General features: G+C 69.5%; 25 protein-coding genes and 2 pseudogenes. 25 read left to right on the forward strand and 2 right to left on the reverse strand.

What is annotated here, in order from left to right; genetic code table 11:
• The first annotated feature begins 148 nt into the window (after positions 1–148).
• From G9U51_RS01385 to ccsB, 13 genes are all read left to right on the forward strand, one after another.
• On the forward strand, positions 149–697 hold the full coding sequence (locus G9U51_RS01385) for a hypothetical protein (RefSeq protein ID WP_029144358.1): 549 nt from the start codon (positions 149–151) through the stop codon (positions 695–697).
• A 396-nt stretch (positions 698–1093) separates the two neighbouring features.
• Complete coding sequence (locus G9U51_RS01390; RefSeq protein WP_051191545.1) at positions 1094–1741, forward strand: hypothetical protein; 648 nt, start codon at positions 1094–1096, stop codon at positions 1739–1741.
• Positions 1742–1744: 3 nt separating this feature from the next.
• Positions 1745–2341 (forward strand): TlpA family protein disulfide reductase, encoded by a 597-nt coding sequence (locus G9U51_RS01395; protein WP_084515715.1) that lies wholly within the window; start codon positions 1745–1747, stop codon positions 2339–2341.
• A 223-nt stretch (positions 2342–2564) separates the two neighbouring features.
• Complete coding sequence (locus tag G9U51_RS01400; protein ID WP_029144360.1) at positions 2565–3065, forward strand: hypothetical protein; 501 nt, start codon at positions 2565–2567, stop codon at positions 3063–3065.
• 204 nt (positions 3066–3269) lie between these two features.
• The gene (locus G9U51_RS01405) at positions 3270–3875 is read left to right on the forward strand and encodes a TlpA family protein disulfide reductase (protein WP_029144361.1); all 606 of its coding nucleotides are present in this window, start codon (positions 3270–3272) and stop codon (positions 3873–3875) included.
• A gap of 54 nt (positions 3876–3929) precedes the next feature.
• Complete coding sequence (locus G9U51_RS01410; protein WP_235945367.1) at positions 3930–4649, forward strand: cytochrome c biogenesis CcdA family protein; 720 nt, start codon at positions 3930–3932, stop codon at positions 4647–4649.
• Entirely contained in the window at positions 4649–4957 is a 309-nt protein-coding gene (locus tag G9U51_RS01415) for a hypothetical protein (protein ID WP_051191550.1), read from the forward strand. Before G9U51_RS01410 ends, G9U51_RS01415 begins: the two co-directional genes overlap by 1 nt.
• A gap of 231 nt (positions 4958–5188) precedes the next feature.
• Positions 5189–6199 carry a prolipoprotein diacylglyceryl transferase gene (lgt, locus tag G9U51_RS01420; RefSeq protein WP_051191552.1) on the forward strand — a complete coding sequence of 337 codons (1011 nt, stop codon included), beginning with the start codon at positions 5189–5191 and terminating at the stop codon, positions 6197–6199.
• A gap of 83 nt (positions 6200–6282) precedes the next feature.
• Positions 6283–7923 (forward strand): apolipoprotein N-acyltransferase, encoded by a 1641-nt coding sequence (gene lnt / locus G9U51_RS01425; protein ID WP_328823245.1) that lies wholly within the window; start codon positions 6283–6285, stop codon positions 7921–7923.
• A gap of 8 nt (positions 7924–7931) precedes the next feature.
• Complete coding sequence (locus tag G9U51_RS01430; RefSeq protein WP_156876521.1) at positions 7932–8237, forward strand: hypothetical protein; 306 nt, start codon at positions 7932–7934, stop codon at positions 8235–8237.
• 538 nt (positions 8238–8775) lie between these two features.
• Positions 8776–9582: a twin-arginine translocation signal domain-containing protein gene (locus tag G9U51_RS01435; protein ID WP_144009640.1), complete on the forward strand. Its 807-nt coding sequence runs from the start codon at positions 8776–8778 to the stop codon at positions 9580–9582.
• Between the two features lie 112 nt (positions 9583–9694).
• The gene (gene resB / locus G9U51_RS01440; protein WP_207947906.1) at positions 9695–11335 is read left to right on the forward strand and encodes a cytochrome c biogenesis protein ResB; all 1641 of its coding nucleotides are present in this window, start codon (positions 9695–9697) and stop codon (positions 11333–11335) included.
• On the forward strand, positions 11332–12414 hold the full coding sequence (gene ccsB, locus G9U51_RS01445; RefSeq protein WP_029144365.1) for a c-type cytochrome biogenesis protein CcsB: 1083 nt from the start codon (positions 11332–11334) through the stop codon (positions 12412–12414). The genes resB and ccsB overlap by 4 nt, the downstream gene beginning before the upstream one ends.
• Positions 12415–12532: 118 nt before the next feature.
• On the opposite strand, the gene G9U51_RS01450 is transcribed toward ccsB, so the two are convergent.
• The gene (locus G9U51_RS01450; protein ID WP_084515719.1) at positions 12533–13699 is read right to left on the reverse strand and encodes a M23 family metallopeptidase; all 1167 of its coding nucleotides are present in this window, start codon (positions 13697–13699) and stop codon (positions 12533–12535) included.
• A gap of 171 nt (positions 13700–13870) precedes the next feature.
• On the opposite strand from G9U51_RS01450, the gene cmtR reads away from it, so the two are divergent.
• The 5 genes from cmtR to G9U51_RS01475 all read left to right on the forward strand — a co-directional run bounded on the left by cmtR (position 13871) and on the right by G9U51_RS01475 (position 18740).
• Entirely contained in the window at positions 13871–14239 is a 369-nt protein-coding gene (gene cmtR / locus G9U51_RS01455) for a Cd(II)/Pb(II)-sensing metalloregulatory transcriptional regulator CmtR (RefSeq protein WP_029144367.1), read from the forward strand.
• Positions 14236–16152, forward strand: a complete 1917-nt coding sequence (locus tag G9U51_RS01460; RefSeq protein WP_094459169.1) for a heavy metal translocating P-type ATPase — start codon at positions 14236–14238, stop codon at positions 16150–16152. Before cmtR ends, G9U51_RS01460 begins: the two co-directional genes overlap by 4 nt.
• Entirely contained in the window at positions 16152–16733 is a 582-nt protein-coding gene (locus tag G9U51_RS01465) for a signal peptidase II (protein WP_029144369.1), read from the forward strand. The genes G9U51_RS01460 and G9U51_RS01465 overlap by 1 nt, the downstream gene beginning before the upstream one ends.
• A 39-nt stretch (positions 16734–16772) precedes the next feature.
• Positions 16773–17405 (forward strand): hypothetical protein, encoded by a 633-nt coding sequence (locus G9U51_RS17715; protein ID WP_229118921.1) that lies wholly within the window; start codon positions 16773–16775, stop codon positions 17403–17405.
• Between the two features lie 171 nt (positions 17406–17576).
• Positions 17577–18740 carry a permease gene (locus tag G9U51_RS01475; protein WP_029144370.1) on the forward strand — a complete coding sequence of 388 codons (1164 nt, stop codon included), beginning with the start codon at positions 17577–17579 and terminating at the stop codon, positions 18738–18740.
• Positions 18741–18902: 162 nt separating this feature from the next.
• On the opposite strand, the gene G9U51_RS01480 is transcribed toward G9U51_RS01475, so the two are convergent.
• A complete protein-coding gene (locus tag G9U51_RS01480) occupies positions 18903–19292 on the reverse strand; it encodes a heavy metal-responsive transcriptional regulator (protein ID WP_029144371.1) in 390 nt (129 codons plus the stop codon).
• 110 nt (positions 19293–19402) lie between these two features.
• On the opposite strand from G9U51_RS01480, the gene merA reads away from it, so the two are divergent.
• From merA to G9U51_RS17180, 7 genes and pseudogenes are all read left to right on the forward strand, one after another.
• Positions 19403–20827, forward strand: coding sequence for a mercury(II) reductase (gene merA, locus G9U51_RS01485; RefSeq protein ID WP_029144372.1), 1425 nt, complete (start codon positions 19403–19405; stop codon positions 20825–20827).
• A gap of 47 nt (positions 20828–20874) precedes the next feature.
• Positions 20875–21546 (forward strand): organomercurial lyase MerB, encoded by a 672-nt coding sequence (merB, locus tag G9U51_RS01490; protein WP_094459170.1) that lies wholly within the window; start codon positions 20875–20877, stop codon positions 21544–21546.
• Positions 21547–21576: 30 nt separating this feature from the next.
• Positions 21577–21882 (forward strand): hypothetical protein, encoded by a 306-nt coding sequence (locus tag G9U51_RS01495; protein ID WP_174878643.1) that lies wholly within the window; start codon positions 21577–21579, stop codon positions 21880–21882.
• Between the two features lie 209 nt (positions 21883–22091).
• Entirely contained in the window at positions 22092–23171 is a 1080-nt protein-coding gene (gene arsB, locus G9U51_RS01500) for an ACR3 family arsenite efflux transporter (protein WP_029144373.1), read from the forward strand.
• Positions 23168–24169: a metalloregulator ArsR/SmtB family transcription factor gene (locus G9U51_RS01505; RefSeq protein ID WP_029144374.1), complete on the forward strand. Its 1002-nt coding sequence runs from the start codon at positions 23168–23170 to the stop codon at positions 24167–24169. The genes arsB and G9U51_RS01505 overlap by 4 nt, the downstream gene beginning before the upstream one ends.
• 16 nt (positions 24170–24185) lie before the next feature.
• A pseudogene (locus G9U51_RS17175) lies at positions 24186–24584 on the forward strand (arsenate reductase ArsC); the annotation flags it as partial.
• Between the two features lie 51 nt (positions 24585–24635).
• Positions 24636–25034, forward strand: a pseudogene (locus tag G9U51_RS17180) (arsenate-mycothiol transferase ArsC); the annotation flags it as partial.
• Positions 25035–25041: the final 7 nt, after the last annotated feature.

Raw genomic sequence — 25041 nt, forward strand, 5'->3', positions numbered from 1 at the left:
TCGCACTGGCCTCGGCCAGAGCGGGGTCTGGCGGTCAGCTCCCGGGTCGGATTGGCATGTCGCCGGTGTTTGCCGAATACTTGTCCGGGGCCGCGGCGTGCTCCGCGGCACTCTGGGGCCACCGAATCGAGCGGAAGGCGGGAAGGCAGTGCAGCGTTTCCTGAGCATCGCGCGCCGCTTCTCGCCGGTGCTCGCGGTCCTCACCGTCGCAGCTCTGCTGATGCTGCAGCCGCCGGCTCGCGCCGCTGACCATTTCTCGATGTCTGCGTCACTGGGCACCGTCGCCGCCGGTGCGGGCGCTGCCGAGATGGCGACCGGTCATTCCCCGGCGAACAGCGCTCCCATTGTGGTCCACGGCCAGTTCTCGACCAAGAACGTCGGTGACCAGCAGGCGGCCGCGGCCGCCGACCCCCTGTCCATGGGGACCGTGTCCTCCGGGATGGGCATGGCGTCGGGCTGCGGCGCGGACTGCGGCTCGCCGGCGAGCCCGTCCCCGGGGCCGATGGACTGCGTCGCAGCGGGCTGCCTGATCCTGCTGGTGCTGCTGGTCGGGATCGGAAGCCTGCGGCCGGCAGCCCGCGGAGGCGGCTGGTCGCTTCCGCGCCCAGCACGGCGCACTCTCATTGAATCGTTGGTCCTCCGCTGCTGGGCTCGCCCTCCGCTGAGCCTCGCCGAGCTGTCGATCAGTCGCACCTGAGCCGGTCGCAGGTCCATCCGCGCCCGTTTCGGGGCAGCAGACATGCAGCCGTGGCCGTTCCCAGCCGGAGAACCGGCAAGTAACCACGGACCCGGCAAGTAACCACGGAACCTGTGGGCGGGTGTGCCGACCCGCGACGCTCGCGACGCCCCGGAGTCCATTCTCTGACGACTCCTTTGACAACTCGCGACGACCCCACCGGCTGGAGTTGAGCGGTCCATGCATCCTCGGCGACGTCGGGCACGTCTTCCCCGGTGGCCGTCGACCATCCCAGCTGAGAGACCCATGACCAAGAACCAGAAATCATCCACTAAGTCTTCGAAATCGTTGCCATCGCAGCGCTCGACCGGCGGGCGTACGGCCAGCAGCCGGTCCGCGCGGGACCGGCTGCGGCAGATGCAGCTCCAGGAGGCCAAGGCCCGCCGGACTCGACGGCTGATCACGGGTGCCGCGATCGCCGTCGTGGTGCTGGCCGTCGCCGCCGGAGCGGTGGTCATCGCCAGCCTCCAAGGCGGAGGATCCGGCGACCCCTCCGGCGGGTCGGCCGCCGCCGCGGGGCGTCGGGACCTGCCGCCATGGTCGCTGCCCGCCAACACCTCTGACGCGGCGAAGGCCGCCGGCCTCCGAGTCGGCCCGATGGAGGGAACGGCGGCCCACTTCCACTCCCACCTCGACATCAGCGTCAACGGGCAGCCCATCGCCGTGCCGGCCAACATCGGCGTCGACCCCGCTAGCGGCCAGATGTCGGAGCTCCACACCCACGACGAACGCGGCGTGCTGCACGTCGAGGCCCCCACCGCCGACGGCCGCTACACCCTCGGCCAGGTCTTCACCGAGTGGCAGGTCCGCCTCGACGCCGAAGGCATCGGCGGACTGGACAACAGCAACACCGACAGCCTGCGCGCCTACGTCGACGGGAAGCGATTCCAGGGAGACCCCGCCACGATCCAGCTCACCGCCCACCGGCAGATCTCACTGGTCTACGGGCCGCGAGACGCCACCGACGACCCGGCGGCCAGCTACGCCTTCGAGCAGGGCGAGTAGACGATGCCAGCGAGAGGACCACAGACCGCGGCCCGGACCGTTGCGCTGGCCGCCGTCGTGCTGAGCGTGACGCTGGCCGCGGGCTGCACGAAGTCCATCGACTCCGCCTCGCCGTCGAAGGACGGCGGCTCCGCCGGGCCGGCCTCCGGTGTGCAGCTCTATCAACCCGGCCAGCGCAAGCCCGCCTCGACCGCCGGAGGGCCGGACGTCATGACCGGCGAGAACGTGACCACCGACCATCCCGGCAAGGTGGTCGTGGTCAACGTGTGGGCGTCCTGGTGCGGGCCCTGCCGCAAGGAGGCTCCCGACCTCGCCGCCGCGAGCCGTGACACGGCCAAGACGGCCCGGTTCGTCGGCCTCAACATCCGCGACGACCGCGAAGCCGCGCAGGCCTTCACCCGCGCCTTCAAGACCCCCTACCCGAGCATCTTCGACCCCGAGGGCAAGCAGCTCGTCAGGTTCTCCGGCCAGCTGTCGACCACAGCGATCCCGACCACCCTGGTGATCGACCGCGACCGGCGCAGCGCAGCCCGGATCACCGGCCCGGTCGACCGCGACACCCTCGTCGCGCTCATCACCGACACCGCCAACGGCAAATAGCCGACGCCCCGATGAGTGCCGGACGGGCAAGGGAGGTGCTGGAATCGAACGGAGGCTGGAGCCCCGGCGGTGAGCGGGGACATGCCCGTGGCGCTGCCGGTGGCCTTCTTCTCCCGGGCACGTCCCGATGGACACCCTGCCGCTGCTCCTACACTCAGCTTGCGTTTAGCTCGGCCTCGCCGCAGCGCGACTGATTAGTCTCCATCTGAGGTACGGTGTGCCTGTGCGCGTGCGCCCGAGCCTGACATCCAGCCGATTCCTGGGCTGGATCGTCGTCCTCGTCGCTGCCGTCGCAATCGTGTTCGGGGCGGCAGTCACCGTTCAATCCGGCCAGAAGTCGGCGACGCCGCATGTCGAAGCTGTCAGCCCGGCGGTGCATCGGCAAGTCCTGACCGAGGAAGGCCAAGCGGTTGATCACGGCTGGCAGACCGTGGGGGTGGCGTCCGTGTCGCCGCCTGTTCCCGCAGCCCAGGTGAGCGGCGGTTTCTCGATGACGCCGTCCTCCGGCTCCGACCACGGACCCGGCGACGGCAGCTGCCCACTTCTCGCCGCGGCATGCATGATCGCCCTGATGGTAGTCCTGGTGAGCTGGAGGCTCCGTCGACCCGGCACATCGGTGATCCGCATCCTGCCGCGGATGGCGACCCAGGTCCCGCAGGTCTCCTCCGTGCGCTACATGCCAGCGGCTCGATCTCCACTCATGTTCGGGATCAGTCTGACCTGATCGATGAAGGGGAGGCACAGCCTCTCCCGCTGCGGTTGACTTCCATAGCGCGACCCTCTACCGCCCATGTCGCGGCGAGACGCCCGCGCTGTTCCCTGCGTGCATCGCCACGTTCAGCTGGCGCACCGTCGGCTGCCCCCTGTTCGCGCGAACCCGCTCGCGTTCGGTGTTCGGCATCGGTGTGCCCGTATTCGGAGATCCCAAATGCTTCATCTCGTCAAGCCCGGCCCGGTAAAGGCCCGGCGTGTCGTTGTCGCGGCCGCCTCGGCCGCTCTTCTTCTCGTTACTTCGGCCTGCAGCACTGGTGCCGGTGCATCCCCGACTGGTGGCACCAGTCGCGGAGCAGTCCCCGATCCGGGACTGGTTCTGTTCAAGCCGTCCGACCGGCAACGAACCGCCGTTGCTGAAGGGCCCAAGGTCATGGGATCGGGGACCGCGACCACGAGGCATCCGGGCAGGGTCGTGGTGATCAATGTCTGGGCCTCTTGGTGCGGCCCCTGCCGCAAGGAGGCACCCGACCTGGCCGCTGCCAGCCGCAGCACGGACGAGGTCGCCCGCTTCGTCGGTCTCAACATCAGGGACCAGCGCGATGCCGCGCGGGCGTTCAGCCGTGCCGTCAAGATGCCGTATCCGAGCATTTTCGACCCCGAGGGGCAGCAGCTGGTCAAGTTCTCCGGGCAACTGTCGACCACCGCCATCCCGACAACGTTGGTGATCGACGAGCAACAGCGCAGCGCGGCCCGAATCACGGGCCCTGTCGATCGCGACACCCTGATCCAATTGGTCAACGACACCGCCGACGGCAGGTGAGCGGCAATGCTTGATCAACTGGCCGCATGGGCGACACAGTCGGTGAGCGGGTCGATGCCGGTGGCCCTCCCGGTCGCCTTCCTCGCCGGTTTGGTGTCGTTCTTCTCCCCCTGCGTCATCCCGCTGTTGCCTGGCTACATCTCCTACGCCACTGGCATGTCTGCCGCCGACCTCGTCGCCGGCGGCTCACGGATGCGTCTGGGACGGACCTTGATGGGCAGCAGCCTGTTCGTCGCCGGGTTCGGCGTGGTCTTCGTTGCGAGCGCGTCACTGGCCGGGCTGCTGGGCAGCAGGTTCATCACCTGGCAGGACCCGCTCACCCGCGTCATGGGCGTGATCATGATCGGGCTCGGATTGGCCTTCACTGGCCTCCTCCGCTTCGCCCAGCGCGACCTGCGACTCAGTTGGCTGCCTCGCTTCGGGCTTCTCGCGGCCCCGCTGATCGGCTTCGTGTTCGGGCTGGGCTGGACGCCGTGCATCGGGCCGACCCTCGGGGTCGTGTTGACCATGGCGATGAGTCAGGCGACCGCAGCCAAAGGGGCGTGGCTGGCCATCGCCTACACGCTCGGACTCGGCATCCCGTTCATCGCCGCGGCGATCGCGTTCAACAAGATCAGCACGGCCGCCCGCGCCCTGCGGAACCGGCAGCAGTTGATCATGCGCATCGGCGGTATCTCCATGATCATAGTCGGCCTGCTGATGGCCACCGGCCTGTGGACCAACGTGATCGGTGCGCTCCGACAATCCATCAGCGGATTCGTGACGGTGATCTGATGAAGCAACCAGGCAGCAACAGCACTCCCGAAGAACGTCGTCGAAAGCAACGCCAACGCGAGATGAACCGCCAACTGCGCGTGTGGACTCCGCGCCGCGTCGTCGGGTGGATCCTCGTCGTGCTAGCGGTGGTGATGGGCATCACGCACTGGCTCGCGCACCTGGGATGGCGACCGATCCCACTGGCCATGGGCTGGCAGGACCTGCTGCTCGGCTACCCAGCCGCAGGCCTTCTCGCCATTGCCGGCGGGGTCGTCATCGGCGCGCGCACCCACCGGCCTGGATCCGGGAACCGTGGCCATCACTGATCCCGCTCACAGATTGCCGCACCACATGTCCCGAAACCGGCACTGACAGCAAGGCAGAAGTATGCACCCCCACACGCCAACGGCAATGCCCTTGACATCGGTACGCATCCACGGGCACCGGGACACCGGGTCCGTCCGTCTTCGGACGATGCACGACAGCGGTCCAAGCCGGCACCACGTCCTGCTCGCATGCGTGCAGGGCTGCAGCGACATCGGGGAGGCATCGGCTCAATGATCGGTCACACGCTCCCGTTGTTCTTCATTCCGAGCCCTCCGTGGAGGGAATGGTTGCTGTTCGGGCGACTCCCGATCCGGGCATACGCGCTGTGCATCATCGCGGGCGTGATCATCGGCACGATCGTCGCCACCCGACGGTGGATCGCCCGAGGCGGCAGCCGCGACGCGGTCGAGACCGTCGCCCTGGTTTCGGTTCCGTTCGGCATCGTCGGAGCCCGCCTCTACCACGTGATCACCGACTACCAGCTCTACTTCGGACCGGGCCGCACCTGGTATCGAGCGTTCTTCATCTGGGACGGCGGCCTGGGCATCTGGGGCGGTGTCGCGCTCGGAGCGTTCGGCGGCTACCTGGTCGCGCGCCGACGCCGGATCAGATTCTGGGCGCTCGCCGACGCTCTCGCCCCGGGGGTGGCCATCGCGCAGGCCGTCGGCCGACTGGGCAACTGGTTCAACCAGGAACTCTTCGGTCGGCCGAGCACCCTGCCATGGGCGCTGAAGATCGACCCGCAGTACCGGCCCGTCGGCTACGAGCAGTACGCCACCTTCCACCCGACGTTCCTGTACGAGCTGATCTGGGACGTCGCGGTGGCGATCGCGGTGATTGCGCTCGACCGTCGGTTCCGGCTGGGCCACGGCAAGGCGTTCATGCTCTACGTGATGTTCTACACCGCCGGCAGAGCATGGGTGGAGAGCCTGCGCATCGACCCCGCGCATCACCTCGGCCCGTTCCGGCTCAACGACTACGTCTCGGGCATCGTCTTCCTGGCCGCCCTGCTCTGCTTGCTCTGGCTGCTCCGCAACAAGCCCGGCCGGGAGCTGGTCGTCGAGGGTGACCGGTCGGTCGTCGGCGAGCGGCCGGGCAGCAGAGCTGGTGAAACGCCGCCCGTCCCCGCTTCCGATTCCTTCGCTGCGTTGGACCAATCAGAGCCATCCGCGCTCGATCACCCCACCACGCCGGAGCACGACTCCGGCACAGCCGAGCGTGCCGGCGGGGGTCCGCGGTGATCTACCGACGCGATGACGCGACTTCCACCCGCGGTGCCGCCTGTCACGTTGACGATGCTGCTACCGACATTTCTGTGACCTGCGTGGATTCCTCATCCACCCGGGGCCGCGGCGGTCAGATAATTCAGTCGCTGGGTCGGCTGGTCTTGGCCGCGTTGTCCGGGTTGGCAGTCGGGTTCGCGTTTCAGCCGTACGCACTGTGGCCGCTGGGCTTCCTCGGCGTCGCGGGACTGTCGGTGGCTGTTCACGCGGTTCCGCCTCGGCGCGGGTTCGCGGTCGGATACGTGTTCGGGGTGGCGCTGCTCCTGGTGGCGATCGGCTGGGTCCGGGTGATCGACGGCGGCGGCGCGGCCGCCTACCTGGGTGTGGTGGGCCTGATCGGATTCGAGGCCGTCTTCTTCGGGCTGCTCGGCCTCGCGCTGGCGATCATCGGGCGGCTCCGGTCCTGGCCGGTGATCGCCGCTGCTGCCTGGGTCGGCGTCGAGTACGTCTACGCGCGCTATCCGTTCGGCGGCTTCGGCTGGACCCGTCTGGCCTACACCGCAGTGGATGCCCCGCTGGCCGGACTGCTGCCCTTCATCGGCACCGTAGGTGTGTCGTTCGCGGTGGCTCTGCTGGCCCAGTGCGTCGGCTGGCTGGCGATCGAGATCATCCGGGCACGGCGGTCGCACGGACCGCTGACACGCAGCATGGTGGCCCGGACAGCGCTACCGGCATTGGCGACCTGGTCGATCGTGATGGGCACGGGTTTGGCCCTGTCCGGGTGGAATCCCGGCCCGCCGGCCCCTGCACAGAAGGCTCGTGTGGGCATAGTCCAGGGCAACGTTCCGGGGAAAGGGATCGAAGCGCTGGGCCGGATGCGCACCGTGACCGCGAACCATGTCCGGGAGACCCGCCGACTGATCAACGCCGCAGACCAGGGACGGATCGCCCGGCCCGACTTCGTTCTGTGGCCGGAGAACTCCACCGACATCGACCCGACCGTTGACCCGATCACGCGCGACCAGCTGCAGTCCGCGACCGAGCTTGCCGGGGTTCCCATCTTCGCCGGGGCGGTGATGGCCGGCCCCGGCGTCGACCAGCGGCAGACCAGCGGCCTGTGGTGGGACCCCCGCCGGGGCATCGTGGCCCGCTACGACAAGCGCAACCTGGTCCCGTTCGGCGAGTGGATCCCCTTCCGTGACCGACTGCTGCCGTTGTTCCCGATCTTGAAGCTGGTCGGAGCACAGTCGGTGCCAGGCACCCGGCCCGGCGCACTCCCGGTCCCCCTCCGCCTGGCCGGCGGCCCGGAGCAGCCGGTCATCGTGGGGGATGCGATCTGTTTCGAGCTGGCCTACGACGACACGATCTACGACGTGATCACCGGCGGTGCGCAGCTCTTCCTGGTCCAGAGCAACAATGCGACCTACGTCGGGACCGGCCAGGTCGACCAGCAGTTCGCCATCACCCGGGCACGAGCGATGGAGACCCGCCGCGAGATCGCCGTCGCCACCACCAACGGAGTCTCCGGCTTCATCGGCCGGGACGGCCGTGCGCAGTGGAAGTCCCGTGAGCGCACCGCCGCCTCGACCGTGGTGACGATGCCGCTGCGCACCAACATCACCCCGGCGGTGCGGATCGCCCCCTGGCTGGAGCGTGGCCTCGCACTCCTCGCGCTGAGCGGCTGCCTCACGGCGACGGTCGGGCGTGGCCGCGCCCGCCGGTCGAGAGCGGCAGGAGCGTGATGATGATCGTGAGTAGCCTGATCTGCACCGCGGTTCTGATGGTGGCGACCGGCCTGGGCTGCGTACGGACGCGCCCTTCTGCACGAGTGTTTCCCGGGTTGCTCCAGGTGGCCGGAGCCTGGAGCGCCTGCCTGCTACTTGTGGACCTTTGGCGTCGCGGTGCCGTCACTGTGGCGTCGATCGCGACGCTGTTGACCGTCTGCGCCGTGTCGATGATCTGGTTGCGGAGGGCGGATGGCAGCACCGAAGACACCTCTGACGACTTCCAGCTCTGGGAAAGCGAGCTCGCCAGCCCGGAGGTGTCGGAGGAATGAGCGTCTCCCGCGCGACCGGCCTCGCCCTGCTGGTCAGCCTCGCGCTGATGCACCCGATGGTGTTGACGTCAGCCGAACCCGTGCCGCCGAGCAATTCGTCGGTGCACCGCGTGCCACCCGACGCGCAGCCGATTCATGCTCCAGTCACGGCAAGCAACCCACCCGGTCGACATCCAGCAACTCGACAACCGTTGAGCGGCTGTCCCAGCTGCGCGCCCCCTTCGTTGGCGGCTTCATCGCATGACCGACCGACCGGTCCGATGGGCTGCATCGCCGCCGCTGGCTGCGTCATGACCATCGTCTTGCTGGCGGTGGCCGTGATCGTTCGTGGGCGAACCCCCGGTCGATGGTGGCATTGCCGAGCCCGCAGCATCGGATCGGCCATCGGAGCCGTCGCACATTGGCGTCGCCGACCGGCTCCCAGTCTCATAGAGCTGTCGATTCTTCGGATCTGACCCCACCCGCCCGGGCCATGAGCAGGCTGCGGTGAGCCCCAGCAATTCGTCCCGCTCCTCGGCCCATCAATTGCACACCCGGCTTGATCACTGCGCGCCCGGTTGAGCAGTCAGACAAGCTCCTCAGACTCTCCAGCACGACAGGAAACAGGAACGTGAATCAGAAGCGATCGAAGAACAAGCATCGACACGGTGCATCGACCAATCGCGAACCCGGATCCGCGCGCGCCCGCGCCCGGTTGGCAGAGATGAAACGGCAGGAGGCCCGCGCCCGAACGCGGCGGCGTTTCCTGGTCGGGGTCACCGCGGTCATCGTCGCCGGTGCCCTCGGCATCGGCATTTGGCTGGTGGCCCGGCAAGTATCAGCACCCAACGCCGCTGGGCCGGTGGCCGGCACCAAGGGGCGAAGCGATCTGCCGCCGTGGGGGCTCCCGGCCGATCCGGGCCGCCTGGCCGAGGCCGCCGGTCTGCAGGCATCGAACATGGAAGGCACCGCCGCGCACTTCCACTCCCATCTGGACATCACCGTCAACGGCCAGCCGCTCGCGTTACCGGGAGCAATCGGCGTCGACGCGAAGACCGGCTCGATGTCGGAGCTGCACACCCACGACGAACGCGGCGTCCTGCACGTCGAGTCACACAAGACCGACGGCAAATACACCCTCGGACAGCTGTTCGCCGAGTGGGACGTGCGACTCGACGGCCAAGGCATCGGCGGCCTGACCAACAACAAGACCGACAGCCTGCGCGCCTACGTGGACGGCAAACCGTTCACCGGCGACCCCGCCACGATCGAACTCGGCGAGCGACGCCAGATCTCACTGATCTACGGCCCCCGGAACGCGACCGACAATCCGCCCTCGAGCTTCGCCTTCGACGCCAATGAATGATCTCCGCCCCACCAGCAGATCCGATGCCGCACCTGGCCCGCGAGCCGATCCCGACGCGGCGGGCATCGCAACCACCGAACCCGCCACTCGCAGGACTTCCTCCAATGCGCCGGTGATCGGATTCCTCGGCGGGCTGCGGTTCCTGTGGACGCAGTTGATCACCATGCGGACGGCGCTGGCGTTGCTGTTCCTGCTGGCACTGGCCGCGGTGCCCGGATCGTTGGTGCCGCAGCAGAACATATCGCCGGTGCGAGTCAAGTCCTTCCTCGACCAGCACAAGACGCTGGGACCGATCTATGACAAGGTCGGACTCTTCAACGTCTACACCTCGCCCTGGTTCTCCGCGATCTACATCCTGCTGTTCATCAGCCTGATCGGCTGCATCATCCCCCGGGCCGGGGTCTATCTCCGGGCCGTGCGAGCACAGCCGCCCCGCACACCGCGATACCTGCATCGTCTGCCCGCCTACGCCTCCGCCGACCTGACCGCAGCCGAAGCCGGCGACAGCGCGGCCCCGACCGATGCTGCCATCCTGCGCCGGCTGCGCGACAACCTGCGAAGCAGGCGGTACCGGGTCACCCAGCACCCCGACGGGTCACTGGCGGCCGAGCGGGGCTACCTGCGAGAGGCGGGCAACCTCGCCTTCCACATCAGCCTGGTCTTCTTGCTGCTCGGCGTGGCCGTGGTCTGGCTGACCAGCTTCCGCGGCGACCGGGCGCTGGTCGTGGGAGGCGAAAGCTTCACCAATGACCTGGTGCAATACGACGACTTCAAGGCCGGCCCGCTGTTCCGGCAATCGTCTCTGACCCCCTTCAGCATCAAGGTCGACAGCTTCGACGTGAAGTTCGAGACCGGCAACGTCCAGCGAGGGGCCGCGCGGGAGTTCAACGCCGCAGTCACTGTCACCGACCGTCCAGGAGACAAGCCCCGCCAGGAAACCTTGCGGGTCAACCATCCGCTCAACCTGGCCGGCGGCGAAAAGGTCCACCTGATCGCCTGGGGATACGCACCGATCGTGACGGTGAAGGACGGCGACGGCAACGTCGTCTCCTCCGGTCCTGTCATCTTCCTGCCGCAGGACGGCAACTTCACCTCCGCTGGGGCGATCAGTGCGCCCGACGCCAGGCCTCGCAAACTCGGCTTTGAAGGGTTCTTCCTGCCCAGCGCCTACGTGGACGGCTCCGGGCCCCGCTCGGTGTTCCCCGACGCGTTGAATCCCCAACTGTTCCTGAACGCCTGGTCGGGCAAGCCCACCGCCGAGACCGGCCAACCCCAGAGCGTCTACTCGCTCGACACCCGCGGCATGACCCAGATCATGAACCCGAAGGACCCCAAACAGCCGCTGCGGTTCATCCTCCGACCCGGATACATCCAAAAGCTGCCCAACGGGCAAGGATCCATCCAGCTGGACGGGGTGCAGCGCTGGATCAAGATCCAGGTCGGCGACTCCCCCGGCGCACCCATCACGATCGTCGCTATCGGAACCGCCGTGCTGGGGCTCAGCTTCTCGCTGTTCATCCGGCCCCGGCGGATCTGGGCACGGATCCGACGGGTCGACGGCCACAACCTCCTCGAGATCGCCGGACTCGACCGGGCCGACGCCCGAACGGGACTCACCGAAGACGTCGAAGCCCTCGTCAACAGCCTCGACCTGCAAACGAGCTCACGCAACCAGACCCCACCCGGGCACGGGAACGAACCGGCAGAGCCCGATCCGACCACCGACAACCAATCACCGAAGGAGACGGCATGACGATCGACTACTTCTCCAACCTCGCTCTGGTCACCGCGACCGTGATCTACGCCCTGGCCCTCACCATGCACAGCATCGAATGGGCAGCCGCACGAAAAATTACCGCCGCCCGAAGCACCACCGGCAAGCGGAAGGGCGAGGCAGCGGACGACATCGAGACCAGAACCCGCCCCGACGCACGCGCAACGACCAGCCGCGCATCAGAGGCCTCAGCGTCCACCCTGACGATCACCCGGACCGCCGCCCAAGCCACGCCTGACTCACCGACCCTCGAGCCCGAAGGCGACGTCGACGTCGACGATGAACCCTTTGACGGAGACCCGATTCCGCAGCAGAAGACCGAGATGTTCGGTCGGATGGGCATCTCCTTCACCCTGATCGGGCTGGCCTGCGCGATCGCAGGCATTACCGCCCGGGGCATCGCCGCTCACCGCTGGCCGCTGGGCAACATGTTCGAGTTCACCACCATGGCGATGGTGATCATCGTCGCCGGCTACCTGGTCCTGGCCAAGATGGGGATGCGCTGGCTCGGCCTGCCCATCACCATGGTCGCCACCGTCGGCAACGGCCTGGCAGTGACCGTGTTCTACGTCGCAGTCGCCGGGTTGGTGCCGTCGCTGAACTCCTACTGGTTCATCATCCACATCACTGCCGCGACGATCAGCGGAGCAGCGTTCAACATCGGCGGAGCCATCTCGATCCTGTACCTGATCAAGAAGCGGGCCGAGGACAAGGGAACCGAGAAGGGCTACCTCCTCCGACTCCCCGATTCGCGCCGCATAGACGTGATCGCCTACCGGCTCTTCGCCTTCGCCTTCCCGCTGTGGACGTTCACCATCGCCGCCGGAGCAGTTTGGGCCGAGTACGCCTGGGGCCGCTACTGGGGATGGGACCCCAAGGAGGTCTGGGCGCTGGTCACCTGGGTGATCTTCGCCTGTTACCTCCACGCCCGATCGACCGCCGGCTGGAAGGGCGGACGGGCCGCCGTCATCGCCCTGCTCGGGCTTGCCGTCTTCTGGTTCAACTTCATCGGAGTGAACCTGCTCCTCTCCGGGCTCCACTCCTACGCAGGCATCTAACCAAGAAGCGAACGGTTGACATCGATACCCCTGGGGTACGACAGCGACTCAGCCGTTACCGCGGCACCACCAGCGAGCTCGACCCGTCTCAAAACGACACCCGGCCGCTTCAGGGCCCCTACGGCTTCAAGCCTTTCGCAGTGAACCAAGGCAGTGGATTCACCGTCCGGTAGACATCGCCGGGAGTGACGCCAGCGGGGTACAGCTCCAGGTGTGTGTGCGGGCCGAACGTCCGGCCGGTCATGCCCACCCGGCCGATGACCTGACCGGCGGCAACCCGCTGCCCGGTGCGGACCGCGGCCGACGCCATGTGCGCCATCAGCATCTGCTTCCCGTCGGGGAACTTGATGCTGACGTAGATGCCCGCCCAACCGCTGGCCGGACCGGTACCGCCGTTGGTGACGACCCCATCGGCTGTCGCTCTGATCGGTGTCCCGATCGGGGCAGCGAAGTCCACGCCAGTGTGATAGCGCGACCAGGATCCGACCTGCCCGAACGTGGCGACGATGTTGTAACTTCCCTTGGCGATCGGCAATGCCCCGCCCCCGCTGCTCGTGCCGCCTGCAGTGTCTGAACTGCCGAGATCGGCAGTACCGCTGTCGGAGCCGTTGTCGCTCGATGCCGAGTCGGTCCGGCCGACCGCCGTGCTACCGGAGGATGCATTGCCCTTGCCCGCGTCAGCTTCTTGGGCCGCTCGCATCTGCTGTTGACGCTGCTCCTTGCTGAGCGTTCCCGATAGTTTGCGGCTCTTCTCGGCGTCGGATTTCAACGCCTCTGATCGTTGCCGGGCAGCCTCCTCCGCCCGCGTGTCCTCCTGGCCGGTGTCGACAACCTTGCTGTTCTTCTGGGCTGCCCGGCGCGCCGCCATGTCGACGGTGCCGTCGAGAGGCTGGCCCGTGCTCTGCTCCTCGCTACTGCCGCTGCCTTGGGTATCGCTGCGCTGACCACTGCGTGTTGCCTCCCGAAGGCCCGCGCGCGACCGGCCAGAGGTGTCGGCCCGGTGCCCGGTGGAGCCCGCGTCATCGGGCGCGCCAGCCGTACTGGAGATTCCGGTGACCGCAGGGTTCGCCTCATGGGCAACGCCGGTCATGGCGACCGCGCCAGCGCCGGCAAGGCCGAGTCCTGCGATGGCGGCCGCGGCAATGCCGTGGCGGATCCAGCTGCGTCTGTCCCGTCCGATGTGATCCAGGGCTCGGCCAGCTCTTGCTGCGGTGCCCGCGCGCAACTCGCCGACGCGGGTTCGCAGCTGACCGAGGCTTCGCCGCTGGCGACCGTCGGGACTCATTCGGCTAGAACTCCTCGTGGGATGGGAATGACCGGACCGCTAGAGAATAACGGTTCGATAACATCGATGAATGCTGGCTTGGCCAGACTTGAGGAAATGCTCACGCCTTCGGTGGCGGTCAACGACCGCTCCAGGCCATGATAGGTCAGCCACTGCTGTATAGTTCAGTGGATGCTGACCATTGCTTCGCGCCTTGACGTCATGAACCGGCTCGGCCGGGCGATGGCGGACCCGACGCGCTCCCGGATCCTGATGTCCTTGCTCGGCGGCCCGAGCCACCCGGCCGTGCTGTCGCGCGAGCTCGACCTGACGCGCTCGAACGTGTCGAACCACCTGACCTGCCTGCGCGACTGCGGGATCGTGGTCGCCGAGCCGCACGGCCGGCAGACCCGCTACGAGATCGCCGACCCGCACCTGGCCGCGGCGCTGACGACGCTGGTGGACGTGACGCTGGCGGTGGACGAGAGCGCGCCGTGCATCGACCCGCACTGCTCGGTGCCGGGCTGCTGCGCCGTGACCGGCTCGGGGGACGCCTCGTGAGCGCCGCCTGCGGCTGCGACGAGCCGACCACCAGCCCATCCGAGGAGGCCGAGGAGACCGAGCGCTCGTGGTGGCGCGACCCGGGACTGGTGGTGCCGATCCTCTCCGGCGTCGCGTTCGGCACCGGCCTGGTGCTGGAGTGGTCGGGGATGCACATCGCGGCACTGGCCGCGTTCTGGGCGGGTCTGCTGCTGGGCGCGTACACGTTCGTGCCCGGCGCTCTGCGGAACCTGTTCGTCAGGCGGAAGCTGGGGATCGCGCTGCTGATGACGATCAGCGCCGTCGGCGCGGTGATCCTCGGCTACGTGGAGGAGGCCGCCGCGCTGGCGTTCCTCTACTCGATCGCCGAGGCCCTGGAGGACAAGGCGATGGACCGCGCCCGCGGCGGCCTGCGCGCGCTGCTGAACCTCGTGCCGGAGACCGCGACCGTGCTGCGCGACAGCGCCTCGGTCGAGATCCCGGCAAAGGAGATCGCCGTCGGCGACGTGCTGCTGGTCCGCCCCGGCGAGCGGGTCGCGACCGACGGGCTGGTCCGCGCGGGCCGCTCCAGCCTGGACACCTCGGCGATCACTGGCGAGTCGATCCCGGTCGAGGTCGCCCCCGATGACGCGGTCTCCGCCGGCGCGATCAACACCGCCGGTGTGCTGGAGGTCGAGGCGACCGCGGCGGGCACCGACAACTCGCTGACCACCATCGTGGAGCTGGTCGAGCAGGCCCAGGCCGAGAAGGGCGAGCGTGCGCGGATCGCCGACCGGATCGCCCGCCCGCTGGTGCCCGGGGTGATGGTCCTCGCCGTCCTGGTTGGCGTGCTCGGATCGCTGCTCGGCGACCCCGAGACCTGGATCACCCGCGCCCTGGTCGTCCTCGTCGCCGCCAGCCCGTGCGCGCTGGCGATCGCGGTGCCCGTCACCGTGGTCTCCGCGATCGGGGCGGCGACGAAGTTCGGCGTCGTCATCAAGAGCGGGGCAGCCTTCGAGCGCCTCGGTGGCATCCGCCACCTCGCCGTGGACAAGACCGGCACCCTGACCCGCAACCGGCCCGAGGTCACCGCCGTCGTCGCCGCCGACGGCTTCGACGACGCCCAGGTGCTGGCCTGGGCCGCGGCCGTGGAGCAGCACTCGACGCACCCTCTCGCCGCCGCCATCGCCACCGCGGGCCAGGGAGCCCCCGCCGCGCAGGACGTCGCCGAGGAGGCCGGGCACGGCATCGGCGGCCTGGTGGACGGCCGCCGGGTGACGGTGGGCAGCCCCCGCTGGATCGACGCGGGGCCGCTCAAGGCCCGGGTCGAGGAGCTGGAGGCCGAGGGCCAGACCTGCGTGCTCGTGGCCGTCGACGGCCGGCTGGCCGGGGCGATCGGCGTCCGCGACGAGCTGCGCCCCGAGGTCCCCGACGTCGTGCACACGCTGCGGGCCCAGGGCGTCGAGGTGAGCATGCTCACCGGCGACAACGCCCGCACCGCGCACGCGCTAGCGCAGCTCGCCGGGATCGGCGACGTGCACGCCGAGCTCCGGCCCGAGGACAAGGCCCGCATCGTCGCCCAGCTCTCCGAGGCCTCGCCCACGGCGATGATCGGCGACGGCATCAACGACGCCCCCGCCCTGGCCGGGGCGACCGTCGGCATCGCGATGGGCGCGACCGGCTCCGACGCCGCGATCGAGTCTGCCGACGTCGCCTTCACCGGCCACGACCTCGGCCTCATCCCGCAGGCGCTGCGCCACGCCCGCCGCGGCCGGGCGATCATGAACCAGAACATCGTGCTGTCCCTGGCGATCATCACCGTGCTGCTGCCGCTGGCCATCACCGGCGTGCTGGGCCTGGCCGCGGTCGTCCTCGTCCACGAGGTCGCCGAGGTCGTCGTCATCGCTAACGGGCTGCGCGCCGCGCGTGCCCGCAAGCCTCAGGCAGCGGGCTGATGCGGGCGAAGGACGCGGTCCGCGGGTCCACTGCCCGGATCGCTCATGGTCCGAGGCGGACGCTCCTGGTAGCGGGGACCTTCCTGCTCGGCGGTTTGGTCGTCCTGGTCGACCAAGGGACCAAGGCATGGGCTGAGGCCACCCTCTCGACGCAGGAGCGCATCCCGCTCGTCGGCGAGCTGCTGGGACTCCAGCTGGCGTACAACCCCGGTGCGGCGTTCTCCTTCGGCGAGGGCTCGACCTGGGTGTTCGCGCTGGTCGCTGTCGCGGCCGCGGTCGCCGCGGTCGTCTTCGCGTTCCGTGTCCGGCGTCTTCGGTGGGCGGTCGTGATCGGTGCCGTCGGCGGTGCGGCGGCCTCGCACGCCGGGGACCGGCTCTTCCGCGCCCCCGGCTTCGCCCGCGGCCACGTCGTGGACTTCCTGGCCTACGGCGACTGGTTCATCGGGAACGTCGCCGACATCGTCATCGTCGTGGGCGCGGTCACCGGGGCGTTCCTGATGCTCCACGACGGCTCATCGCCAGAAGACTCCCCGAGTTCTTCGGCACGGCTCAGTTCCGAAGAGGCTGGCGAGCGGAGCTGACGACGGCTGCCGAGCCGCAGACAGGATTGAGAGGAGAAGATGTTGGAGATCACGCTGCAGTACTTCGACGGGTGCCCGAATTGGGAGGTGATCGACCGGCGGCTCGCCGAGGCCCTCGACGGCCGATCGGACGTCCGCGTCGCGCATCAGCGAGTCGAGACCGCCGACGACGCCGCCCGCCTCGAGTTCCACGGGTCCCCGACCGTCCTCGTCGACGGCGTCGACCCCTTCGCCGACGAGCACACACCGGTCGGGCTCGCCTGCCGGGTGTTCCGCACTCCTGCCGGGCTGGCCGGGTCGCCGACCGTCGATCAGCTGCGCGCAGCCATCGGTCGCGCGCCGACGTCGGCGGTGACGGGGCTCGAGTCGCCGGTCGGACCGCTGGGCGGGCTGCCGATCGCCTGCGCGCTCGCGCCGACCGCGGGCAAGCAGCAGCTCGAGAGGTGGCGAGCCTTCGACGACGACTACCTCCTCGAGGTCGAGCGCGGAGAGGCCAGACTGGTCGTGCACTACGCCCGGACCGACGACTCAGCGCGGCGGCTGCGCGACCTGGTCGCGACCGAGAGCGCCTGCTGCTCGTTCGTCGACTGGCAGATCGACGACGACCACGCCGACCTGCGCCTTGTCGTCACCGGCACCCCTGAGCAGCTCGCTGGTCTCAGTATCGGCTAGGTAGGTGTTCGGGGCCAGCCGCTGGCCGCGGCGACGCCGATGCGCCACCAGCATCGTCGTCCCGGTTTCTCAGGCAGCTCGGCGCAATCCGCGCGTGGACGGGCCGCGTCCGGGTACGGGACCGGATGGCCGAACAGTCGCTGACCGTGTTGCCGGGAGGAAGGAATCCGGATGGACGTCCTGAGCGCAGTCGTCGACGCGCTGGCGATGGCCGGCTCGATGGGCTGGCAGATCCTCTGGCCCCTCGTGCTCGGTTTCATGCTGTCCGGCGTCATCCAGGCGGTGGTGCGCAAGGAGCGCGTCACGCAGCTGATGGCCGACGACTCGCCGAGATCGATCGCGGTCTCCGCGCTGTTCGGCGCGGCGTCCTCGTCCTGCTCCTACGCCGCGGTCGCGCTGGCCCGGGCGCTGTTTCGCAAGGGCGCGGACTTCGCGGCGGCGATGGCCTTCGAGATCGCCTCGACCAACCTGGTGCTCGAGCTCGGGCTGGTCCTGTGGTTCGTGATGGGCTGGCAGTTCACCGCCGCGGAGTTCGTCGGCGGCCCGATCATGATCGTGCTGGTCGCGCTCGGATTCAGGCTCTGGATGCGCGGCCGGATCGTCGAGGCGGCGCGGCGGCAGGCCGAGCAGGGGCTCGCCGGGTCGATGGAGGGCCACGCCGCCATGGACATGTCCGTCCAGGGCGACGCCGGATTCTGGGCCCGGCTGCTCTCCCGGGACGGCGTGACCGCGGTCTCGCGCTACTTCGTGATGGACTGGGCGGCCGTGCTCCGCGACATCGTGCTGGGCCTGCTGATCGCCGGCGCGTTCGCCGCATGGGTGCCCAAGGCCTGGCTGCAGGCAGTGTTCTTCACCGAAGACCCGGTCGCCTCGTTCGTGCTGGGCCCGCTGATCGGGCCACTGCTGGCCGTGGTCAGCTTCGTCTGCTCGGTCGGGAACGTGCCGCTGGCGGCGGTGCTGTGGAACGGCGGGATCAGCTTCGGCGGCGTGGTCAGCTTCCTGTTCGCCGACCTGATCATCATCCCGATCATCCTCATCTACAAGAAGTACTACGGCTGGAAGGCCACGTCCCGGATCTGCCTGGTCTTCTACGCCGCGATGGTCGTCGCCGGATACCTCGTCGAATTGATCTTCGGCCCGCTCGGCATGGTCCCGCACGACCGGAACCTGGCAGTCGCCGAGACCGGCATCAGCTGGAACTACACCACCTGGCTGAACATCGCCTTCCTGGCACTCGCCGCCGCCCTGCTGACCGTGTTCCTCCGCACCGGCAGTACCGGCATGCTCCGCATGATGGGCGGCTCCCCGGAGCCGGCAGAGCGCGGACACCACTGACCGGCTCTCCGCCGCGGACGGCTCAGCCCGCGACGCACGAGGACGATGAAGCCTCGGCTGGCGGCGAGTCGGATGGTTCACCGAGATCGTCCATCTCCAGTGCCTGCCGGCCCGATCGGCACGGTGGTCCGGCCGGCGACGACGGCGAGATCGGCGCAGCACTCACAGATACCGGCAGACCTGGTCCGGGCTGCACGAGTCGAGGTCGGGCTTCGCGGCGTCGTTCCTGAGCCCGGCGATGGTGTCTCGGAGCGCCGCGAGCTGGGCGATCTGCTGCTCGATCTCGGCCAGGCGTGCATCGAGGAGGTCGCGCACGTGCTCGCAGGGCGCGTGGCCGCCGTCCCGGATGTCGAGGATCTGGCGGATCTGGGCGAGGGTGAGGCCCGCGGCCTGGCCGCGGTGGACGAAGTCGATCCGGGCGACCGTCTCGGGCGCGTAGTCGCGGTATCCGGACGGCGTCCGCTCGGCCGGGGGAAGCAGTCCCTGCTCCTCGTAGAAGCGCAGCGTCTTCGCCGTCGTGCCCGCCCGCTCTGCGAGTTCCCCGATGCGCATCTCGCATCCCCTCTTCGATCGGCGGAAAGTCCTCTTGACCTTCCCCTGCACTGGAAGGTCCAGCATGGCTGAGCAGGGACCAGAAGTCCAAGCATCGACAGGGAGCCGGGATGACCACCATGTACGACCTCGCCATCATCGGATCGGGCGGCGGGGCGTTCGCCGCCGCGATCCGCGCGACCACGCTCGGCAAGTCGGTGGTGATGATCGAGCGCGGGACCTTCGGCGGCACCTGCGTGAACACCGGCTGCGTGCCGTCGAAGGCCCTCATCGCCGCGGCCGACGCACGGCACTCCGCGGCCGACGCCGCCGACCGGTTCCCGGGGATCGAAACGACGGCGGGGCCGGTGGACATGCCCGCCCTGATCGCCGGGAAGCAGGCGCTGGTCGAGTCGCTGCGGGGCGAGAAGTACGCCGACGTCGCCGACTCCTACGGGTGGGCCGTCCGCCGCGGCGACGCCGCGTTCGCCGGCACCCCCGACGCACCGGTCCTCCAGGTCGCCGGGGACGACGGGAGCACCGAGACGATCGAGGCCGGGCACTACCTGGTCGCGACCGGCGCTCGGCCGTGGGCCCCGCCGATCGACGGTCTGGACGAGACCGGGTACCTGACCTCGACCACGGCGATGGAGCTGACGGAGGTCCCTGAGTCGCTGCTGGTGATCGGCGGCGGCTACGTCGCCCTGGAGCAGGCGCAGCTGTTTGCCCGGCTCGGCTCCGAGGTCACCGTGCTGGTGCGGTCCCGGCTGGCGTCGAAGGAGGAGCCGGAGGTGTCCAGGACGCTGCAGGAGGTGTTCGCCGACGAGGGCATCCGGGTGGTCCGCCGTGCGCTGCCGACGCGGGTGTCGCGGGACGCCGCGACCGGGCAGGCCTTCGTCACCGCCGACGTCGCCGGCGGCCGGGAGGAGTTCCGCGCCGACCAAGTGCTCCTCGCCCTCGGGCGACGACCAGCCACCGACGGGCTCGGCCTCGACGCGGTCGGGGTCGAGACCGGGGACCTCGGCGAGGTGGTCGTCTCCGACCGGATGCAGTCCTCCCACCCGCGGATCTGGGCCGCGGGCGACGTGACCGGCCACCCCGAGTTCGTCTACGTCGCCGCCCAGCACGGCACCCTCGTCGCCGAGAACGCGTTCGCCGACGCCGACCGGGCCGTGGACTACGCCCGGCTGCCGAGGGTCACGTTCACCGGCCCTGCGATCGGCGCGGTCGGGATGACCGAGAAGGACGTCGTCGCCGCAGGGATCCGCTGCGACTGCCGCGTCCTGCCCCTGCATCATGTTCCCCGCGCACTGGTCAACCGCGACAGCCGCGGCTTCGTCAAGATCGTTGTGGACGCCGACACCGGGAAGATCCTCGGCATCACCGCCGTCGCCAAGGACGCCGGCGAGCTCGCCGCCGCAGGGGTCCACGTGCTCGGCAAGACCGTCGCCGAGGTCGCCGACGCCTGGGCCCCCTACCTGACCATGGCCGAGGGCATCCGGATCGCCGCCAGGGCCTTCACCACCGATCCGTCGCTCCTGTCGTGCTGCGCGTGAGCGCGCACGGGGCCCAGCCCACCGATCACAGATCCGAGGAGATCGCGATGACCGACCGCACCACCGACCTGGCAGGAGGCCTGGCCGACCGGCTCGTCCGCACCGAGGAGTCCGGGCTCGACGCCGGCCTGCTCGTGCCGCTGCTGAGGCTGCTCGTCGAAGGGCATCCACTCGCGGTGGAGGACCTCGCCGACGCGGCCGGCCGCAGCGAGGACGACGTGCGCGCAGGCCTGGCGCTCGTCCCCGACACCGAGTACGACGAACAGGACCGGATCGTCGGCCAGGGCCTCACCCTGCGCCCCACCGTCCACCGGTTCGCCGTCGACGGGAACGACCTGTACACCTGGTGCGCCCTGGACACCCTGGCCTTCCCAGCCCTGCTCGCACGCCCGGCGCGCATCGAGTCGACCTCGCCGACCAGCGGCCAGACCGTCCGGGTGACTGTCGACCCCGCCGCAGGCGTCACCCGCGTCGAGCCCGCCACCGCCGTGGTGTCCCTCATCGACCCCGAGCGCTTCGCCTCGATCCGCTCCTCCTTCTGCAACCAGGTGCACTACTTCGCCTCGCCCGAGGACGCCGAGGAATGGCTCGCCGAGCACCCCGACGGCCAGGTCGTCACCGTCGCAGAAGCCCACTGGCTCGGCTCCGCACTCGCCTCCGCTTTCCTGGACGGCCCCGAAAGGGCCACCGGCGGACGCAACGTCCACCCATGCTGTTGATCACGACCCAGCCACGAGAATGCAAGACAAATGCGCCGACCGGATGATCGACCGGGCGGCGGGCTGCTGATGGCGGACGGCGCGGTTCTCTTCGTGGTGCTCTGCTGCGGACTGCCGCTCGTCCTCGCCGGAGGGGCGCTCGCCGGGATCGGCGGCCACCTGCGCAGCCCCTGGACCGTCGCCGCGGGGATCGCAGTCGTCCTGGCCGTCGCCGCGGCCGCAATAGCCGGGGCGCACCGCCGAACCCAGGACGCCGACTGCCGTCCGTCCCGGACCACGCGGGCCGCACAGGACCCAGCGGCACACCGACGCCGAGCAGCCGGCGCGGATCGATGACCGCCCGCGTCTCGCCGAGACGCCGCTCGGGAACGGCGCTGGCGGACACGACGAGCCGGCGCGGACACGGCAGCCGGGCACACGCCCACGAGGATGCCGTCACCAGATGCCCTGCCGCTCCACGCGCAAGGCAGATTGCCGACCAGAACGCGCAGCGATTTGCCATTTGATTCGACGCGCTTCAATATAGAGGCATGTCTAATCAAGCAGTGACCGCTGCGTCCCCGGCGACCCGACGGCTCTCGACCTTGGATCGGTGGCTGCCCGCCTGGATTGGCCTGGCGATGGTCGCCGGCCTGCTGCTGGGCCGTCTTGTCCCGGGGCTGTCCGGGCTGCTGTCCCGGATGGAGGTCGGCGGGATCTCGGTGCCGATCGCGCTGGGGCTGCTGGTGATGATGTACCCGGTGCTCGCGAAGGTCCGCTACGACCGGGTCGCCGCCGTCACCGGCGACAGGAAGCTGCTGGTCTCCTCGCTGGTGCTGAACTGGCTCGTCGGCCCGGCGGTCATGTTCGCCCTCGCCTGGGTCTTGCTGCCGGATCTGCCCGAGTACAGGACCGGGCTGATCATCGTCGGCCTGGCCCGGTGCATCGCGATGGTCGTGATCTGGAACGACTTGGCCTGCGGGGATCGCGAGGCCACCGCGGTGCTGGTGGCGATCAACTCGGTTTTCCAGGTCGTGATGTTCTCCGTCCTGGGCTGGTTCTACCTCACTGTCCTGCCCGGCTGGCTGGGCCTGGACACGCAGGGGCTGGACGTGTCGGTGGGGCAGATCGCGCTCAACGTGCTGGTGTTCCTCGGCGTCCCGCTCGTCGCCGGGTTCGCGTCGCGGTGGATCGGCGAGAAGCGCCGCGGACGGGACTGGTACGAGGAGAAGTTCCTGCCGGTGATCGGGCCGTGGGCGCTCTACGGCCTGCTGTTCACGATCGTGCTGCTGTTCGCCCTGCAAGGGAAGGCGATCACCTCCAACCCGCTGGACGTCGCCCGGATCGCGCTGCCGTTGCTGGCCTACTTCGCGATCATGTGGCTGGCCGGGATGCTGCTCGGCCGCGGCCTCGGCCTGGGCTACGCCCGGTCGACCACGCTCGCGTTCACCGCGGCGGGCAACAACTTCGAGCTCGCCATCGCCGTCGCCATCGGCACGTTCGGTGCCACGTCCGGGCAGGCGCTGGCCGGCGTCGTTGGGCCCCTGATCGAGGTGCCGGTGCTCGTCGGCCTCGTCTACGTGTCCCTCTGGGGCGCAAAGGCCTGGTTCCGCACCGACCCCTACGCCGAATCGAGTGCATCATGACCACCGCCGAAGCCGTCACCGGTTCCGAGGCTTGCGCGCCGTCCACGACGCACGCGATCGGCCAGGAAGCCGCGACGACCGTGGCCGGCGCGCTGAAGGCGCTGGCGGAGCCGCTGCGGCTGCGGATGCTGTCCGCTATCGCGACCGATCCCCGCGGCGAGTCCTGTGTGTGCGATCTCGCCGAGCTCGCCGACGTGTCCCAGCCGACGGTCTCCCATCACCTGAAGGTGCTCAAGGAGACCGGGCTGCTGCTGTCGGAGCGCCGTGGCACCTGGGTCTGGTACCGGATCGCCCCGGCGAGGCGGCGCGCCGTCTCCGCGCTGCTCGACGCGTTCGCCCCCGCCGCGGTCGCCGACGCCCCCGAGAATGCGGAGGCCCGCGCTCAGACGCTGCCGGACATGGACGGCCGGGTCACCCGCCTGGGCGAGGAGCTGGCCGACGAGACGGCCGGCCTGGACCGCGACCTCGTGATCGCGATCGTGCGCGAGTCCTACGCGGGCCTCGCCCGCTCGGCCAAGCTCACCCAGCACATGATCCCGCTCACCGAGCGCTTCGCCCGCCAGCGCCTGGCCGACCTGACGCGAGACCGGGAGGCAGGCCGGCCGCAGGTGCTGTTCGTGTGCGTCGCCAACGCCGGCCGCTCCCAACTGGCCGCGGCGATCGTCAACCGGCTCGCCGGAGGCAGGGTGATCGCGCGCTCGGCGGGGTCGACGCCGGCGGCGGACGTGCACCCGCACGTCCGGTCGCTGCTCGCCGAGATCGAGGGCGGGCAGGAAGCCGACCGAGCCTTCCCGAAGCCCCTCACCGACGACGCCGTCCGCGCCGCCGACGTGGTCGTCACCATGGGCTGCGGCGACGTCTGCCCGATCATCCCCGGCGTCCGCTACGAGGACTGGGCCGTCGGCGACCCCGCCCTGGCCTCGCCCGAAGGAGTCGAAGCGATCCGCGACGACATCGAGCGCCGCGTCCGCACGCTCATCGCCGCCCTCACCGACTGAAAGAACAGGACCGAACATGACCGATCCGAAGCCCTCCGTCCTCTTCGTCTGCGTCCACAACGCCGGCCGCTCCCAGATGGCCGCCGGCTGGCTCCGCCGCCTCGCCGGCGACCGCATCGAGGTCCGATCGGCGGGCTCGATGCCCGCCGATCAGATCAACCCGGTCGCCGTCGAAGCGATGGCCGAGGTGGGCATCGACATCGCCGCGGAGCAGCCCAAGATCCTCACCACCGAAGCGGTGCAGGACTCCGACGTCGTGATCACCATGGGCTGCGGCGACACCTGCCCCTTCTACCCCGGCAAGCGCTACGAGGACTGGACCCTCGACGACCCCGCCGGCCAGGGCATCGACGCCGTCCGCCCGATCCGAGACGAGATCCGCGCCCGCATCGAGAAGCTGGTCGACGAACTGCTCGCGCCCGCCGAGCAGGAGGAACGCGGGCAGGTGCCGGCGGTGCTGTTCGTCTGCAAGAAGAACGGCGGGAAGTCGCAGATGGCCGCCGCCCTCATGCGCCAGATCGCCGGCGACGCCGTCGAGGTCTACTCCGCGGGCACGGCCCCAGGGGCGTCGCTCAATGCGCTGTCCGCTGCTTCGGTCGCGGAGGTCGGGGCGAGCATGGCCGGCGAGCACCCCAAGCCGATCGACCCGGCCCTGCTGCGCACCGTGGACCGCGTCGTCGTCATCGGCGACGAGGCCGTCGTCGAGCCCGCGCCGGGGATGGCCGGGACCATCGAGACCTGGAGCATCCACGAGCCGTCAGACCGCGGGATCGAGGGCGAGGAGCGGATGCGTCTGATCCGCGACGAACTCGCCGAGAAGGCCCGCGGCCTCCTCTCAGATCTGGTCGTCTCGTCGAAGGCCTGAACCCGGG

Source organism: Metallococcus carri, assembly GCF_011440275.1.
GTDB classification, from domain to species: domain Bacteria; phylum Actinomycetota; class Actinomycetes; order Actinomycetales; family Dermatophilaceae; genus Metallococcus; species Metallococcus carri.